Source organism: Methylorubrum pseudosasae, assembly GCF_029504475.1.
Classification (GTDB): Bacteria; Pseudomonadota; Alphaproteobacteria; order Rhizobiales; family Beijerinckiaceae; genus Methylobacterium; species Methylobacterium extorquens.
This window is the reverse complement of record NZ_JAQGDU010000002.1, coordinates 4,902,795-4,918,345: the sequence shown is the minus strand read 5'-3', so window position 1 is coordinate 4,918,345 and position 15,551 is coordinate 4,902,795. Positions and strand designations below refer to the sequence as shown.

At 68.9% G+C, this 15,551-nt stretch carries 20 protein-coding genes; 7 read left to right on the top strand and 13 right to left on the bottom strand.

Annotated elements, in window-relative coordinates; all coding sequences use genetic code 11:
• Window positions 1–313: 313 nt before the first annotated feature.
• The 3 genes from M2437_RS24235 (at window position 314) to M2437_RS24225 (ending at window position 1,762) form a co-directional block, all read left to right on the top strand.
• The gene (locus tag M2437_RS24235) at window positions 314–1,105 is read left to right on the top strand and encodes a lysophospholipid acyltransferase family protein (RefSeq protein WP_253388895.1); all 792 of its coding nucleotides are present in this window, start codon (window positions 314–316) and stop codon (window positions 1,103–1,105) included.
• Window positions 1,106–1,194: 89 nt separating this feature from the next.
• On the top strand, window positions 1,195–1,479 hold the full coding sequence (locus M2437_RS24230; RefSeq protein WP_253388894.1) for a BrnT family toxin: 285 nt from the start codon (window positions 1,195–1,197) through the stop codon (window positions 1,477–1,479).
• The gene (locus M2437_RS24225; protein WP_012253336.1) at window positions 1,433–1,762 is read left to right on the top strand and encodes a BrnA antitoxin family protein; all 330 of its coding nucleotides are present in this window, start codon (window positions 1,433–1,435) and stop codon (window positions 1,760–1,762) included. Before M2437_RS24230 ends, M2437_RS24225 begins: the two co-directional genes overlap by 47 nt.
• A gap of 57 nt (window positions 1,763–1,819) precedes the next feature.
• On the opposite strand, the gene metW is transcribed toward M2437_RS24225, so the two are convergent.
• Together metW and metX are read right to left on the bottom strand one after the other, a co-directional pair.
• Window positions 1,820–2,509: a methionine biosynthesis protein MetW gene (gene metW, locus M2437_RS24220; RefSeq protein WP_003604426.1), complete on the bottom strand. Its 690-nt coding sequence runs from the start codon at window positions 2,507–2,509 to the stop codon at window positions 1,820–1,822.
• A gap of 6 nt (window positions 2,510–2,515) precedes the next feature.
• Complete coding sequence (gene metX, locus M2437_RS24215; RefSeq protein ID WP_003604427.1) at window positions 2,516–3,733, bottom strand: homoserine O-acetyltransferase MetX; 1,218 nt, start codon at window positions 3,731–3,733, stop codon at window positions 2,516–2,518.
• A 404-nt stretch (window positions 3,734–4,137) separates the two neighbouring features.
• Between metX and msrB the strand changes: the two genes are divergently transcribed.
• Window positions 4,138–4,641 carry a peptide-methionine (R)-S-oxide reductase MsrB gene (gene msrB, locus M2437_RS24210; RefSeq protein ID WP_056506727.1) on the top strand — a complete coding sequence of 168 codons (504 nt, stop codon included), beginning with the start codon at window positions 4,138–4,140 and terminating at the stop codon, window positions 4,639–4,641.
• Window positions 4,642–4,668: 27 nt separating this feature from the next.
• Window positions 4,669–5,391, top strand: coding sequence for a peptide-methionine (S)-S-oxide reductase MsrA (gene msrA / locus M2437_RS24205; protein ID WP_253388893.1), 723 nt, complete (start codon window positions 4,669–4,671; stop codon window positions 5,389–5,391).
• A gap of 45 nt (window positions 5,392–5,436) precedes the next feature.
• On the opposite strand, the gene bfr is transcribed toward msrA, so the two are convergent.
• The 4 genes from bfr to M2437_RS24185 form a co-directional block, all read right to left on the bottom strand.
• A complete protein-coding gene (gene bfr / locus M2437_RS24200) occupies window positions 5,437–5,934 on the bottom strand; it encodes a bacterioferritin (RefSeq protein WP_003604433.1) in 498 nt (165 codons plus the stop codon).
• A gap of 40 nt (window positions 5,935–5,974) precedes the next feature.
• On the bottom strand, window positions 5,975–6,265 hold the full coding sequence (locus M2437_RS24195) for a (2Fe-2S)-binding protein (protein ID WP_015950660.1): 291 nt from the start codon (window positions 6,263–6,265) through the stop codon (window positions 5,975–5,977).
• A gap of 342 nt (window positions 6,266–6,607) precedes the next feature.
• The gene (locus tag M2437_RS24190; protein WP_253388892.1) at window positions 6,608–7,471 is read right to left on the bottom strand and encodes a universal stress protein; all 864 of its coding nucleotides are present in this window, start codon (window positions 7,469–7,471) and stop codon (window positions 6,608–6,610) included.
• Window positions 7,472–7,583: 112 nt separating this feature from the next.
• A complete protein-coding gene (locus M2437_RS24185) occupies window positions 7,584–8,684 on the bottom strand; it encodes an acyltransferase family protein (protein ID WP_253388891.1) in 1,101 nt (366 codons plus the stop codon).
• A 170-nt stretch (window positions 8,685–8,854) separates the two neighbouring features.
• Between M2437_RS24185 and M2437_RS24180 the strand changes: the two genes are divergently transcribed.
• Window positions 8,855–9,565 carry a DUF4142 domain-containing protein gene (locus M2437_RS24180; protein WP_012253342.1) on the top strand — a complete coding sequence of 237 codons (711 nt, stop codon included), beginning with the start codon at window positions 8,855–8,857 and terminating at the stop codon, window positions 9,563–9,565.
• A gap of 250 nt (window positions 9,566–9,815) precedes the next feature.
• On the opposite strand, the gene M2437_RS24175 is transcribed toward M2437_RS24180, so the two are convergent.
• Window positions 9,816–10,952, bottom strand: a complete 1,137-nt coding sequence (locus tag M2437_RS24175; protein ID WP_253388890.1) for a PA0069 family radical SAM protein — start codon at window positions 10,950–10,952, stop codon at window positions 9,816–9,818.
• A gap of 166 nt (window positions 10,953–11,118) precedes the next feature.
• On the opposite strand from M2437_RS24175, the gene M2437_RS24170 reads away from it, so the two are divergent.
• On the top strand, window positions 11,119–11,640 hold the full coding sequence (locus tag M2437_RS24170) for a hypothetical protein (protein WP_253388889.1): 522 nt from the start codon (window positions 11,119–11,121) through the stop codon (window positions 11,638–11,640).
• A 60-nt stretch (window positions 11,641–11,700) separates the two neighbouring features.
• Here the strand turns inward: M2437_RS24170 and M2437_RS24165 are convergent, their stop codons facing one another.
• The 6 genes from M2437_RS24165 to M2437_RS24140 all read right to left on the bottom strand — a co-directional run bounded on the left by M2437_RS24165 (window position 11,701) and on the right by M2437_RS24140 (window position 15,545).
• A complete protein-coding gene (locus tag M2437_RS24165; RefSeq protein WP_003602584.1) occupies window positions 11,701–11,883 on the bottom strand; it encodes a hypothetical protein in 183 nt (60 codons plus the stop codon).
• A 242-nt stretch (window positions 11,884–12,125) separates the two neighbouring features.
• Window positions 12,126–12,293: a 50S ribosomal protein L33 gene (gene rpmG / locus M2437_RS24160; RefSeq protein ID WP_003602581.1), complete on the bottom strand. Its 168-nt coding sequence runs from the start codon at window positions 12,291–12,293 to the stop codon at window positions 12,126–12,128.
• A 154-nt stretch (window positions 12,294–12,447) separates the two neighbouring features.
• Window positions 12,448–13,272 (bottom strand): 3-methyl-2-oxobutanoate hydroxymethyltransferase, encoded by an 825-nt coding sequence (gene panB / locus M2437_RS24155; protein WP_253388888.1) that lies wholly within the window; start codon window positions 13,270–13,272, stop codon window positions 12,448–12,450.
• 426 nt (window positions 13,273–13,698) lie between these two features.
• Window positions 13,699–14,094: a thioredoxin family protein gene (locus M2437_RS24150; RefSeq protein WP_147016853.1), complete on the bottom strand. Its 396-nt coding sequence runs from the start codon at window positions 14,092–14,094 to the stop codon at window positions 13,699–13,701.
• 30 nt (window positions 14,095–14,124) lie between these two features.
• Entirely contained in the window at window positions 14,125–14,712 is a 588-nt protein-coding gene (locus M2437_RS24145; RefSeq protein ID WP_182569213.1) for a rhodanese-like domain-containing protein, read from the bottom strand.
• A gap of 17 nt (window positions 14,713–14,729) precedes the next feature.
• Window positions 14,730–15,545, bottom strand: coding sequence for a quinoprotein dehydrogenase-associated SoxYZ-like carrier (locus M2437_RS24140; protein ID WP_012253347.1), 816 nt, complete (start codon window positions 15,543–15,545; stop codon window positions 14,730–14,732).
• Between the last annotated feature and the right edge of the window lie 6 nt (window positions 15,546–15,551).

The following is a 15,551-nucleotide window of genomic DNA, read 5'->3' as shown; positions in this document are numbered from 1 at the left end:
TCGATTACGCGCCGGTCTCCGGCGTTCAGTGTCGCTAATTTCAAGTAACAAATGTGATTTTTTATAATTATAATTACAAAAACTAAGATGACACCATATTGTATGCCGAGGATCGCCGCGGTCCGCCCTGCATCGATCACCGATCATGGCACCGTGCGCTGAATCCCCCGGATGAATGCCTTTCATCGGATCGGCGGCCGGCCGGAAAAGCGGTGGAGGCGGGTGCTACGCCGCGCGACGCGTTTCCTCGGCCCGGCGGTGGGCAAGCGCAGGCGCACACGGTAAAGGAGCGCCATCCTCACGCGGACCACCGATGCTCCTCTTCCGTTCGCTCGCCTTCAACCTCTCCTTCTACGTCGCGACAGGCCTGATCGCGATCCTGGGAAGTCCGGCGCTTGCCTGGCGCAAGGCCACGATCCGGGTGGCGCAGTTCTGGGGCCGCACCGTGGTGTTCCTGCTGCGCGTGATCGGCGGGACGCGGGTCGAGTTCCGCGGCCTGGAGAACATTCCGAAGGGCCCGCTGCTGGTCGCCGCCAAGCATCAATCCGCGCTGGAGACGCTGGCGCTCACGATCCCGTTCGATGATTTCGGCTACGTGCTCAAGCGCGAGCTGATGTGGATTCCGGTGGTCGGCTGGTACTTCGCCCGGGGCGGCATGGTGCCGATCGATCGCTCGAAGGGCACTCGGGCGATGGCGGCGATGAACAAGGCAGCCGCGCAGGCCATCCGCGACGGGCGCCAGCTCATCATCTTCCCCGAGGGTACCCGCCGCCCGGCCGGCGCCCCGCCCGCGTACAAGCAGGGCGCCTCCCACCTCTACGCGGCGCTGAACGTGCCCTGCCTGCCGGTGGCGCTGAACACCGGCCTCTACTGGCGCCGTCGCGGCTTTCGCCGGATGCCGGGTACGACGGTGATCGAGTTCCTGCCGGTCATCCCGCCGGGGCTGGCGCGTCCCGCCTTCCTCAAGGAGCTGCAGAGCCGCATCGAGACGGCCTCCGACGCGCTGCTGGCGGAGGGCCGGGACGACCTCGCCCGCCACGGCCACCCGATCGCCGTGGCGATGGGCGGTTCGACGCCCGCACCGGAGACATCCGGGACGCTGTGAGGCCGGGCCATCGACAGGATGGCATCAGCCTCATAAGGCCGACGTGAAACGATCTTGTTGGAACTACGTTTTGTAGTTACGGATCGGGCATGGGCTTTCAGTGGGACCTTGAGAAGGATGCGGCCAACCAAGCCAAGCATCTCATCAGCTTCCGGCAGGCGGCTGAAATTTTTCGGGGCTTCCGTCTGACCCGCGAAGACACCCGTCGCAACTACGGCGAACGCCGCTTCATCGCCCTTGGGGAGTACGACAACGAGGTGCTGCGGGTGGTCTATACCCTGCGCGACGGGGACGTTCGCATCATCTCAGCATGGAAGGCGAGCAGACATGAGCGAAAAGCCTACGCGACCGCACGGCAAACTCGTCCGGTTTGACAGCCTCGACGACATGCCGCCCGCCGCGCCGCTGAGCAGCGCCTTCAAGGCGCTGACCGATGACGAACTCGAACGCCGCGCTGCCAGCGACCCGGATGCAGGTTCAATTCCGGCGGAGTTCTGGAACACGGCAGAGCCCGTCGAGGCAGAGACCAAGGAGCAGATCACCCTCCGTCTCGATCCCGACGTGCTCAGGCACTTCCGGGGCACGGGAAAGGGTTATCAATCCCGGATCAATGCCGTGCTCAAGAGCTATGTGAAAGCGAAGGAGAAGGCGGGCTGAGGCTCGCTTTCCCGCTGCCGGGCGGACCGAGGATCACCATTCGCCGGGGCGAAGGTCTCACCCCCGCCCGGCCCCGCGCCGCAGCAGGAACACGCCCTGCGCGCCGATCAGGTTCCAGAACCACCACGGCATCGAGAAGCGCATCGGCCGGCCCCGCGCATCGAGGGCGGTGGCCTTCTCGATGCGGGCGCCGACATCCCGGCACAGGCCGACGAAGTCGCGGATCGTGCAGTGGTGGATGTTGGGGGTCTCGTACCACGTCTCCGGCATGATCTCGGTGACCGGCATCCGCCCGCGGAAGGCGAGTTCGGCCCGCACCCGCCAATGGCCGAAATTCGGGAACGAGATGATGACCTGCCGCCCGATCCGCAAAAGGTGCTCCAGCACGATGCGCGGATTACGGGTCGCCTGGATCGTCTGGGACAGGACCACGACGTCGAACGCGTCGTCGGGGTAGTTGGCGAGATCGGTGTCGGCGTCGCCCTGGATCACCGGCAGGCCGCGGGCGAGGCAGGCGTTGACGCCTTCGCGCGACAATTCGATGCCGCGGCCATCGACGCCGCGGCGGTCGCGCAGGAGCGCCAGCAGCGAGCCGTCGCCGCAGCCGATGTCGAGGACGCGCGCGCCCGGCGGCACGAGGCCGAGCACGACGATATGATCGACGCGCGCCGTGCCCTCGCCGCGGGGCAGCGCCTCGGCGGCCTCCCAGGGAACGCCGGAGGCGGCATCGGTGAAGCTCTCGCTCATCGTGTTCTACAATCCTCGCGCCCGGGCGGCGGCGTCGATGAAGCCCTTGGCGGCGGAGAACATCGCCGGCTCGTCGAGCAGGAAGGCGTCGTGGCCCTTGTCGCTCTCCACCTCGACGAAGGCGACGGGGGCGGCGACCGCATTCAGCGCGTGGACGATGGCGCGGGAATCGGCGGTCGGGAACAACCAATCCGAGGTGAAGGACATCACGCAGAAGCGGGTCTTCGAGCCGCGGAAGGCGTTGCCGAGCACGCCGCCGTGGTCCTCGGCGAGGTCGAAATAGTCCATCGCCCGCGTCAGGTAGAGGTAGGCGTTGGCGTCGAACCGTTCGACGAAGCTGAGCCCCTGGTGGCGCAGATAGCTCTCGATCTGGAAATCGGCGTTGAAGGAGAAGGTCGGCGCCGCCCGGTTCTGCAGGCGGCGGCCGAACTTGCGGTGCAAGGCCGGCTCGGACAGGTAGGTGATGTGCGCGCCCATCCGCGCGACGCCCAGCCCCTTGGACGGCCGTGTGCCGGCCTCGAGATAGCGGCCCTCCTCCCAGGCCGGGTCGGCCATGATCGCCTGCCGGCCGACCTCGTGGAAGGCGATGTTCTGCGCCGAGTGCCGCGCGCCGGTGGCGATGGGCATGGCGGCGAACACCCGCTCGGGGAAGAGCGAGGCCCATTGCAGCACCTGCATCCCGCCCATCGAGCCGCCGATACAGAGGAACAGGTCGGGGATGCCGAGCCGGTCGAGCAGCATCGCCTGGGCGCGGACCATGTCGCGGATCGTCACCAGCGGGAAGTCGAGCCCGTAGGGACGCCCCGTCTCGGGGTTGAGCGAGGCGGGCCCGGTCGAGCCCATGCAGGAGCCGATGACGTTCGAGCAGACGACGAAGTAACGGTTGGTATCGACCGGCTTGCCCGGACCGACCAGCGTTTCCCACCATCCGGGCTTTCCCGTCACGGGGTGGGGCTGCGCGAAATGCTGGTCGCCGGTGAGCGCGTGGCAGATCAGCACCGCGTTGGAACGCGCCGCGTTGAGGGTGCCGGCGGTCTGGTAGGCGATCTGGAACGGGCCGAGGCGGGCCCCGGAATCCATCGCGAGCGGTTCGTCGGCGGAAAACAGCATCACCGGGCTGCGCGGGTCGGATGCCGGCGAAGCCTCGTAGACCGCACGGCGCGCATCGTCCCGCTGGACGCTCTCAGCGCCGCGCTCGGCGTTCTGGGTGAGGGTGGAATCCATCGCGTGTCCCGGGTGCCGGCCCTGGAACCGGTCCCAAGCGGCCCGGCACCGACGGTCCCGCCGGTCTTGAGGGCGGGCGGGTGAGACGATGCACCCGCGAGCATGGCTTGAGGGCCTGATTGGGAGCCTGTCTTGGCCGGCTGATCATTGGAGGTAATGTGCGCATCCCCGAGCGTCAACGCGGCACGGAGGGCGGATCCGGGACAACCGGGCGAAGAGACTCGCCAAGGCTGTGCCGGTAGCGCCGAGACCGGACCGGCCTGCGGCGGTTCGTCTTCGCGGCGGCCCTACCGGTTTCGTGCTATCGATTGCGCGCGATTGATCATCCTCGTCACGTTGCCGGCATCGGGGGAGCCCGTCTTCCTTCGGAGCCGGCGGACCGCAGCCCATCGGAGTCCTCGCGCATGAACCGCCGCCAGACCTTGCGTGCCGGAGCCTCGCTGCTGGGCCTCCTTGCGGCCTCCCGCCTGACATCCGCGATGGCCGGCCCCGCCTCCGCGGCGGGCTTCGAGGTCGAGAAGTCCGAGGCCGAGTGGCGCGCGCGGCTCTCGCCCGCCGCCTACCAGGTGCTGCGCGAGCACGGCACCGAGCGGGCCTATACGAGCCCGCTCAACGGCGAGAAGCGTCCGGGCCGCTTCGTCTGCGCCGGCTGCGACCTGCCGCTGTTCTCGTCGAAGACCAAGTTCGAGAGCGGCACCGGCTGGCCGAGCTTCTTCGAAACGCTGCCCGGCGCGGTCGGCACGCAGGTCGACAGCGCCTACGGCATGCGGCGCACGGAGGTGCATTGCCGCCGCTGCGGCGGCCATCTCGGCCACGTCTTCGAGGACGGCCCGAAGCCAACCGGCCTGCGCTACTGCATGAACGGCGTGTCTCTGCGCTTCGAGCCCGCCGCCGACGGCCCGGCCTGACATGTGGATCGAGAGGGATTCAGGATCATGACCAGCGAACGCTTCCGTCCCCGCGCATCCCGCCTCATCGGCGGCTTGGCTGGCCTCGCCCTGCTTGCCGGCGCGGCTCTGCCCCTGGCGCCCGCCTCTGCGGAGGAGGGTGGGCAACGCCTGCCCGAGGCGGCGATGACCGCTAAGGAGGGTTCGGGCCTGCGCACGGCGACCTTCGCGGGCGGCTGCTTCTGGGGCGTGCAGGGTGTGTTCCAGCACGTGAAAGGCGTGACGAACGCGGTCTCGGGCTATGCCGGCGGCACCCGGGCGAGCGCCCGCTACGACGAGGTCGGCACCGGCCGCACCGCGCATGCGGAAGCGGTGCAGGTCACCTACGATCCGGCTTTGGTCCGCTACGACGAGCTGCTGCAGATCTTCTTCTCGGTGGCGCTCGACCCGACCGAGGTGAACCGGCAGGGCCCCGATACCGGCCCGCAATACCGTTCGGCGCTGTTCCCCGCGGATGCGGAACAGGCCAAGGTCGCCAAGGCCTATATTGCCCAGCTCGACGGGACGAAGGTCTTCTCGAAGCCCATCGCCACCAAGGTCGAGAGCGGCGCCTTCTACCCGGCGGAAGACTATCACCAGGACTACATGAGCCTGCACCCGACCAACAGCTACATCGCCGTCAATGACGCGCCGAAGCTGCGGGATCTGAAGGCGCTGTTCCCCGAGCGGGCGAACGCGCAGCCGGTGCTGGTGGGCCGCCCGCCGGCTTGATGCGATTTTCTCCCCTCCCCACGAGAGGGGAGGGGAAGAGAAGGATCACTCCTTCTCGGGCGCGATCTGCTCCAGGCCGCCGACATGGCGCTGGGCATAGAGCGGCAGGCCGATCTGGCCGATCAGGTCGAGCTGGGTCTCGAGGAAGTCGATATGGCCTTCCTCGTCCTCGGCCAGATCCTCGAACAGCCGCTTGGAGACACGGTCATTGATCGAGTCGCAGTACTTGGCAGCTTCGAGATAGAGCGACCGCGCCTCGTTCTCGGCGGCGAGGTCGCACTCGATGATCTCCTGAACGTTCTGGCCGATGCGCAGGGGATCGAGTTCCTGCAGGTTCGGAAAGCCGTCGAGGAACAGGATCCGGTCGATGAACCGATCCGCGTGGTTCATCTCTTCGATGGATTCCTTGCGCCAGAATTTGGCGAGATCGACGTAGCCCCAATCGTTCAGCAGGCGGAAGTGCAGCCAGTACTGGCTGACCGCCGTCAGCTCGCTGCGCAAGCCGCGGTTGAGATACTCGATGACCTTAGCGTCGCCCTTCATTCACCTCTCTCCTCGTGAGGCGTCGGGACGAGTGATCGTCTCAGGCTGCGACGCCCTCTGGCTCCCTTGTAGTTTGGAATGATCCCAAACTGCAAGACGCTTCACAGGCCGTCGAGCAGGCATGTGCACCGCCATGCGCGGCGGTGTGCGCCTGCGCTTCGTCCAAGGCGTTGCGCAGGATCGAGCGGATGGTGCGCGCGCAGCGTCCGCATTTCGGACTGCAGCCGAGACAGCCATAGACCTGGGCCGGCGTGCGGGGACAGCCCGGGCCCGGCTGCAGGCACGCGCGCACCTGTCCGTCGGAGAGGACGTTGCAAGAGCAGACAATCATGCGGGATCGCAACCTGTCGTGCCTGTCGGGGAAGCCCGGCCCGCGAGAGCCGCGCAGCCCGAAGCCTCCGTTCATTTCGCGCCGCTCAAGGCCACCGGAAACCGGCCGATTTGAGGCAGACGCAGATTAGAATGATTGAAAACTTCAAGCTTTTCAGGACTTTAGCCGCCGATCCGGATTCTGGCAACTCCTGACGGGCACGATTGAATGCGGCGCGAGCCTTCGTCGCGGCCGCCGTCGCGGCGCCACGGGATCGTCATCTACCAGGGCGCACTTGAGCGAACGCCTTCGCCGAAAACGCAAAATTCGGCTGCCAACCTTTGGAGCCGCCGGTCGCGCCGCTCAATGCGCCATCAGCACCGGCACGGTCGCGTGCGACAGGATGTGGCTGGTCGGCCCGCCGAAGATCATCTGGCGCAGGCGGCTCTGGGTGTAGGCGCCCTTGATCAGAAGGTCGCAGCCGAACGATTCAGCGGTGTCGAGGTAGAGTTCGCCAGGGGTGCGGCGCCCGGCGGGCAGAGCCTTGTGGGCGGCCTCGATGCCTTCGCAGGCGAGCGAGCGCGCCACGTCCTCCGCGCTCGGGCCCGGCACCATGCCGCCCTCGGCGCTGACCACGAGCACCCGCCGGGCGCGCCGCAGGAAGGGCATGGCGAAGGCGAGGGCTCTGGCCGTCTCGGTCGAGCCGTTCCAGGCGATCAGGACCGCCTCGCCGAGGCAGGCCGGGGCGGCGGGCGGTGCAAGCAGGATCGGGCGCCCGCTCTCGAACAAGGCGGTCTCGAAGGTGGTCATGCGCGGCGACCCGTCATCGGCACCAGGGCGCCCGACGACGGTTGCCGAGAACAGCCGCGCATACTGGCCGAGGAAGGCGTCGCCCGGCGGCACGTCGGGCTGCCAGCGGTAGCGCGGTCCGGCATTGTCCACCGCATCCGGGGCGCAGGAGGCGCCGGGTTCGCGCCGGGGCAGGCCTGCCGCCTCCATCGCCGCCACGAAGCGCTGCCCCGCATCCTGCGCCTCGGCCTGGTCGGCCTCCTCGTCGCGCAGCCACGTCATGCCGCCGACCATGTCCACCGGCACGTATTCGGCGAGCGCCGGGCGCAGGGCCACGCCCTCGATCAGGCTGCCGAAGCGGCGCGCCACCAGCACCGCCGTGGCGAAGACGGAGGGCAGGGCGTCGTGGAGGGTGACCGGAACGAGCAGGGTCTTCATGGCCGGCCTCCGCGGCGTGCGAGGAAGAGAGGGACGTGACGGCCGGAGGCTAGTGCGAAACGGGGTTCGGGAAAACTGCCCATGACGTCGTCATCCCGCTGTCATCCCCGCCTCATCTCTCGGGCGTCACGGCGCTTTTCGACACCTCGACAGCGGGTGCGGGGTCGAGCCCGCGGCGGACGAGGCGGGTCAGGGGCCGCTCCACCAACCGGTGGACAAGAAGCGCGGCCGGCAGGGTCAACGCGACCATCACGACGAGGCTCGGCCAGGGTCCGAGCAAGGGTGCGAGGCCGGTGCGCAGCAGCCCCTCGCGGACCGCCCGCAGCACGAAGGGATGGATCAGGTAGAGAGCGTAGGAGGCATCGCCCAGCCGCTCGGCCGCGCCGAGAAACCAGGCGCCGATCCCGCCGCGCACGGCCTCGGGCCGGTCCCGGCCGAGCACCGCCGCCGCTACGAGGAACGCGGCGGGCAGGCCCCAGCCGAGCAAGCGGGCAACCGGCTCGGCGGACAGGTTTGCATTGGCGGCAAGCCCGAACAGACCCGCCGCGGCGAGCGCGATCCGAACCGGCGAACCCAGGCGCAGCCCCTCGGCCCGTAGGAGCGCGAGCCCGGCGCCGAGCGCGAATTCGAGGACGATCGGATCGGACCAGAAGGCGAGGGGGACCGGTGGCGCGGGCATCAGCCGCCCGGCGAGAACCAGGAGCACCAGGGCGCCGGCGAGCCACGCTACCGCCCCGCGCCGCGAGAAGCCGAGGCCGAGGGCGAAGAGGGCGTAGAAGGCCATCTCGTAGTTCAGGGTCCAGCCCAGGCCGTAGAGCGGCAGAACCGCCCCGTCGGGCCGGGCGATCGGCCAGAATAGGAACGAGGCGAGGGTGCGTGCGATGTCGGGCGCGCCGCCCTCGCCGCTGAGCAGGGCCGGCGCTGCGAGGCCGAGGGCGAGGTAGAGCCCGGTCACCAGCCAATAGAGCGGGACGAGGCGGGCGATGCGGTGGGCGGCAAAGCGGCTCCGCGCTCCGGGGCGTCCGTAGAGCGGTGCCGCCGCGTGGACGATGATGAAGCCGGAGATGACGAAGAAGATGTCGACGCCCGCCGGCCAGGGCAGCCCGTGGCGTGCGACGAAGTCAGTTCCCGTCCGCCCGGCCAGGGCCGCAGCCTCGTTCTGGGCGTGGTGAACGACCACCATCAGCGCGGCCAGGGCCCGTAGTCCCTGCACGAGGACCAGTTTTCCCCGAATGGGGTCGGGATGAAAAAGCTTATTCAAATTTCGGGAACCACCGTGGAAGGTCGTCGTTGTCGCGTCGAAGTGATCTTCACGGCCTTGACCGTTTCATCCGGTTTCTGAGGCCAGTTTGTATGTCGAAAATCCGATATTTGAGGTTTGGTATGCTGAAGAAATACGCTGCTGCGTCCGCACTCGTCGTCGCCATGGCGACCCCCGCCTTCGCCCAGGTCGGAGGCGATTTCCGCCTGGACGCCATGCAGGCAAATGCCTTCGAGATCCAGTCCGCCCAGATCGCGCTTCAGAAGAGCCGCAACCCGTCGGTGCGGGCCTATGCCCGTGAGGCGCTTCGTGACCATCAGGCCGCCAACGTCGCCCTGGCCGGCGGCGAGCGCAACTACATGGCCGCCCGTCAGGCCGGCCCCGGCGGTCTCGTCGGCGGCCTGGTCGAGGCTCCGCTCGCCATTGCCGGCGGTGCGGTCGGTGCGGCCACCGGCGTCGCGACCGGCGTGGTCGGCGGCACCCTGCAGGGCGGCCCGGTCGGCGCGCTCGAAGGTGCCGGCACCGGTCTGAGCCGCGGCGCCGCCGCCGGCGCACAGGCCTTCGACGTCGACAGCACCGCGGGCACCACCGTGGTACCGCCGAACCCGCAGCAGCAGCAGATGCTGGCCGAGCTGAACGCCACCCCGCCCGGCGCCCGCTTCGACCGTGTCTACGGCCAGCAGCAGGTGATGGCGCACCAGATGTCGATCAGCATGGCGCAGTCCTACGCCCAGTCCGGCCCGAACCCGGCCCTGCGCAACTACGCCCAGCAGGCCCTGCCGGTGCTCCAGCAGCACTACGCCCACGCCCAGCGCCTTCCCGGCGCCCGCTAAGGCGGCCCATCGCACGTCAGGCTGATACGAACATCGGAAGCGGCGGACCTTCGGGTCCGCCGCTTCTTTTCGTTTGCCGGATCGGGGATCCATCCCTTCAAGCGATCGCCCCGCGCATGCCGCCAGCGGTGGATGAACAGCACCGCAGGATGACCCCGGCGCAGCGGGCAGGCCGAGACGGCCATAGCCGAGCCGTCACGCTCGCTTCGTTCCCCCGAAGAGCCGGCGCCCGTTGGGCCGGAGTCGCGTTTCAGAACAAAGCGAGCTGATCCCCCGCTCTCTCCGGCCGGCGGAACAGCTCCGTCGTCTGGCGCACGGGCTCGTCCGGATAGCCGAGGCGGCGCTTGGCCAGGGCGAAGCGGCGGCGGATCAGGTCGGCATAGGGGCCCTGGCCGATCATGCGGGTGCCGAAGGCGGCATCGTAGGTTTTGCCGCCGCGCGCCCCGCTCAGCAGGGAGAAGACGTGCGCCTTGCGCCCCGGATAATGCTCCGAGAACCAGTCGCCGACCAACTCGTCGAGTTCGTGCGGCAGGCGCAGCAGAACGTAGTTGGCCTCTCGCGCCCCCGCCGTCCGGGCCGCTTCGAGAATCGCTTCGATCTCGTGATCGTTGAGCGAGGGGATGATGGGCGCGGCGATCGCCATCACCGGCACGCCCGCCTCGCTCAAAGCACGGATCGCCTCCAGGCGCTTGCGCGGATGCGGCGCGCGCGGCTCCATGCGGCGGGCGAGATCCGGGTCGAGGGTGGTCACGGAGATCGCCACCTTCACGAGGTTCTGCGCCGCCATGTCGGCGAGGAGATCGCGGTCGCGCAGGATCAGGTTCGACTTCGTGACGATGCCGACGGGATGGCGGAAGCGGGCCAGCACTTCCAGCACGGCGCGGGTGATGCCGTGCGTGCGCTCGATCGGCTGGTAGGGGTCGGTCGCGGTGCCGAGCGCGATGGTCCGCGGCTGGTAGCCCGGCGCCGACAGCTCGCGCTCCAGCAGGGCGGCCGCATCGGGTTTGGAAAACAGCCGCGTCTCGAAATCGAGCCCCGGCGAGAGCCCGACATAGCCGTGGTTCGGCCGGGCGAAGCAGTAGACGCAGCCGTGCTCGCAGCCGCGATACGGATTGATCGACCGGTCGAACGAGATGTCCGGCGAGGCGTTGCGGGTGATGATGTGGCGGGCGCGTTCCGGCGTCACCTCCGTGCGCCGAACACGCTCCGCCTCCTCCGGCCAGCCATCGTCGAAGCTCTCGTGCCGGGTCGCCTCGAAGCGCCCCTCCGGGTTGGCGGTCGCCCCGCGACCGCGCCGCGCCTCCGGCGCGACCCGGGAGCCGTCGTGTGAGAAGCCGCCCGGTTTACCCCGAAGCGGCGTCTGTCCGTTCCCCACCCCGAGCCCCACCGTCTGCCACGCTCGCGTTCGTCTTAAGAACATAGCGCGAACATGGAAAGCGGGGATGCACAAGTTTCGTGCAGGTGCGGACTTTGTCCGTCATCCGGGGCCGTCGAAAGCCGAGATAGAGCAAGGAGTGCTTTGCCAGGCCGGAAAATCGGGTATTCGCCCCCGCATGATCTCCGGCCTCATTCATGTGGCGCGATCCGCCGACCCCGCTGCGATCGAGTGCCTCGCCGACACGCTGAGCGCACTCGTCGCGGGCGTGGCGGCTGGGCTCGTGGGCGACGCGGTGATCGTGACGGCTCAGGCCTGCCCCGCGCTGGAGACGGTGGCCGAGGGGAGCGGCGCGACGCTGGTGGTGCGCCCGCCCGGCGCCGACCCATGGGGCGCGGGCGCGCGGGTGGCGCGGCGCGAGTGGTTGCTGTGCCTGGAGCCCGGCGACATCCCGGCGGAGGGCTGGATCCGCAGCCTCGACCGCTTCGTCGGCACGGCGCGGCCGGACATGGCGCTCGGCCGGATGCGGCGGGCGCACAGTGCGCTACCGGCTCGGATCGTCGCGCGAGGGGAGGGCGTCGTCGGCGCGCGCGGATTGCGGGCGGGCGATGTGGTGCGGCGGGAGCGGGTGCTCGCGGGCCTGCCGTTCTCGCCCCGCCTCAAGGTGCGGATGCTGACGGCCCGGCTCGACCGCGCCTGAGTCCCACGACCGGCAGCGTCCCGGCGCAAGCGTCCTGGCGAAAGCGTCTTGGCGAAAACGTCAGCTCACCCGGAACCACGTCGGGGCTGCGCGCATCAGCACCACGAGCGCGGTCGCCACCAGGGCGGCTCCCAAGGTGATCTCGGCTGAATGCGCGTAGCCGGACCGTTCCAGGACGGTGGCGGCCGAGGCGATGGTGAGGCCGATACCGGCCGGAGCGAGGCAGCTGGGCAAGGCGTTCATGCGCCGACCCTAGACGCGATCGCTTGCGCGAGCGTTACGCCGCGCCGCCCCGTTTCGTCGGCAATCCGTGAGGATGCGGCGAGGCCGGAATGAAGCAGCCGCCTCAATGCGAAAAAGCCGCCCCGATGCCGGAGCGGCCCTGCCGCATCGCTTCGCGAAGAAGCGGACGCTTCGTGTCGCGCTCCCGGTTGCGCCGACGCGGCCCGAAGGCGGTCGGCGTCCGGAGGTTCGGCGCGACCGCCTTACTTAATCTTGGCTTCCTTGAACTCGACGTGCTTGCGCGCGACCGGGTCATACTTCTTCATGACCATCTTCTCGGTCTGCGTGCGGGAGTTCTTCTTCGTGACGTAGAAGTAGCCCGTGTCGGCGGTCGAGACGAGGCGGATCTTGACGGTAACGGCCTTGGCCATGGCGTGGCGCTCCTAAAGCGGGTCGAGGGGCGATTCGCTGGTGGCGGCCGCCAGCGCGGGCGAAACGCAAAAGGCCGGGAAGCCCCGGCCGAATTCCGGCGCGGTCAATGCCCGATGGGGGGCGTTTCGTCAAGCCACGGACCGTACCGCCCGTTCACCGCGGCGGGTAGGTGTGCCCCTCGGCCGGGAAGCGGCCCGCCTGCACCTCGTCGGCATAGGCGCGCACGGCCTCCTCGATATGGGCGCGCAGCGAGCCGTAGCTCTTGACGAAGCGCGGCACCCGATCGCTCAGGCCCAGCATGTCTTCGAGCACGAGGATCTGCCCGTCGCAGGCGGCGGTGGCGCCGATGCCGATGGTCGCCGCGCGGATCGCGGTGTCGGTGGCGATGGCCCGCGCCACCGGCTCGACGATGCCCTCCAGCACGATGGCGAAGGCGCCCGCATCGCTGATCGCGCGGGCATCGGCCCGCAGGCGGTCCTCGTCGCCGGCGCCGTGCCCTTGCACCTTGAAGCCGCCCATCGTGTTCACCGATTGAGGGGTGAGGCCGATATGGCCCATCACCGGCACGCCCCGCTCGGTCAGGAAGGCGACCGTCTCGGCAAAGCGCGCCCCGCCCTCCAGCTTGATCGCCCCGGCCCCCGTCTCCTTGAGGACGCGGGCGGCGTTGAGGAAGGCCTGCTCGCGGCTCGCCTCGTAGGAGCCGAACGGCATGTCGACCACGACGAGGGCACGGGAGGTGCCGCGCATCACGGCCTGAGCCTGGAGGATCATCATCTCCAGGGTCACCGGCAGGGTCGATTCCATGCCGTGCATGACCATGCCGAGGGAATCGCCCACCAGCACGAAGTCGCAATAGGCATCGACGATGCCCGCGGTGTGCGCGTGATAGGCGGTGAGCGAAATGATCTTGCGCCCCTCGGCCTTGCGCTTGATCAGATCGACCGCCTGGAGACGACGCGTTTGAACGACCTGCGACATGGCTCGTGATCCGGAGTCTGGCGTTCCCGGGGGCGCCCGTCGGATCGGGCGCAGCGTGCGGAACGCCTCTATAAGCCCGTTCGCGCCGCCCCGCAGGAGGTCATTGGGTCGGTTCCGGTGGATCGGATGCGAAGTGTCACGACGAAAAGGATCGCCCGGAGGGGCCTGCCTTCTCCTGCGGCGTTCCGGCGCCGTCACGCGACGGCCGCCGAAAGCGGCGGCCGGACATCAACGTGAAATGCGCTTCGGTCGCCCTGCTCGCCCTTTTCGGGCGTTTCCTCCCTAGACTTCAGGCCGCCTCCGGACTTGCCGTTTTTCCGCCACATCTCGGCCGGTGTCAATGGTATAGCCTGAAGATCGAGGCGATTGAGATTGCTGGAAATTTAGACTCTTGAGCGCCCTTGGCCGAATCATGGCGAAAACGTGTCAGAGGGCTTTTTCGAGGAGCTGCTCGATCCATTCGGGCTGGGTCTCGCCGACCGAGCGGGCAACCTCGGTGCCGCCCTTGTAGACGATGAGCGTGCTCTGCATCTGCGCCCCGAACCGGCGCACGAGGTCGCGCTGAGCGTCGAAGTCGATCGTGAAGACGGCAAGCGTCTTGAAGCGCGGGTCGGCGGAGAGCGCGGCCAGGATCGGCTTCTGCGCGCGGCAGATCGGGCACCACGGCGCCGAGATCTGCACGAGGATCGGCCGCCCCGCCGCCTGCGCCGCCTCGAAGGCGCTCTGGTCGTAGGCGTTGGAATCGGCGGCCTGGCCGGAGCCGGGCAGGTTGCCGGCCAGGAAGGCCGCCGCGAGGACGAGAACGTGCCGGCGGTTCGTCATCGGTGTCCTCACGGCATCTCGTTCACATGCTCAGCGCTGGGGCGCGCGCGCGCTGTCCGCGTGCGTCCAGGCCGGATCGGGCTTGGCGACGGCGGTGTCGTGATCGTCCTGCCAGCCCTCGACGCCGGGGGGGAACCAGTGGACGCGGCTGTAGCCGGCCGCGACCAGCCGCTTGCCGGCGTTCCAGCTCCCCCAGCATTCCGGCCGGCAGAAGGTCACGACGGGCTTGGCCCGGTCGCCGCCGGTCAGTTCGGCGACCCGCCGCAGGAAGGCTTCCTCCTTCTCCGGCGCCAGCGGTGCGCCGCCCGCGCCCGGCATCCAGACCGCGCCGGGGAGCGAGCGGTGCGTCGGCAGCCAGGGCCGGCCGGCGGGCAGGCCCTCGGGCCGGCGGTCGGCCAGCACCACATCGATGAGGACCGGCCCCTCCGGCAGCAGCTTTTCGAGCCCCTTCAGGTCGATGACCGTCGCCCCCTTGAGCGTCGCCGGGGTGTAGCCCTTCGGCGGTCCGGTATAGAGCCCCTCCGGCTCCGGCACGTTGACCGGCGAGTCGGCCGGACCGGCCGCGCCCAGCATCAAGCCGAGGGCGGCGAACGCCGCATGTCTCGCGATCACCCGCATGCTTCTCCCCATCGGCGTCAGTTGCTCGCGGACGGAACCGGGAAGGACTGCGCCCAGCGCCCCTCTTGGTTGTCCGCAGCCGTGACCTTGAGCGCACCCTGCCCCTCGGGCTTGAAGGCGAAGTTGATGACCGGGTTCGAGGCGATGGAGATGTCGCCGTCGAGGCTGAACACGAGTTTGTCGCCGTAGGTCACATCGAGCTTCTGGATGTAGCGGGCCGGGGTGTAGTCGCGGGTGAGCTGGTTCATCTGCATCCCCGAGAAGTTCGGGTGGCGCACCATCAGCGTCGCCTCGGCCGGCTTGCCGGGCTGGACGTCGCCGACGAACTTCATGCGCATCTCGCCCATGCCCTTCATCGCCTCCTCGTCACTCATGCCCATCGGCGCCGAGCAGCCGCCGGAGGCTTTGACGAACTTGGCCGATTCGAGGAGCCGCCCGTCCTTGGTCTCCACCACCGCGTGGACGTTGGTGTAGTTGTTCACCCGCACCCGCATCTTGATCTCGCCCGGGTCCGCGGCCGGGCCGAAGGTGAAGTGCGCCGCGTAGGGCGACGGGTTGTCGTCGATGATGAAGTAGAGGCCCTTCACGCTGTCCTTGTCGGCGAGCGTCAGGCCGATCGGTACAAGGGCGGCGTCGAGGGCGCGGGCGGGCGCATCGATGGTCACGGCGCTCTCGCTGGCCTCGACTTTCCGGTCACCGAAGATCGACGTCTTGATCTCGGTCCAGCGGGCCGCGCGCTCCTCGTCGGTGTCGGTGGCGCCGGCCAGCACCGGAGCGGGCGCGAGCGCCGCTGCGGAGAGCGTCAGGCTGAGGGCAAGCATCAGGCGTTTCATGGCGCA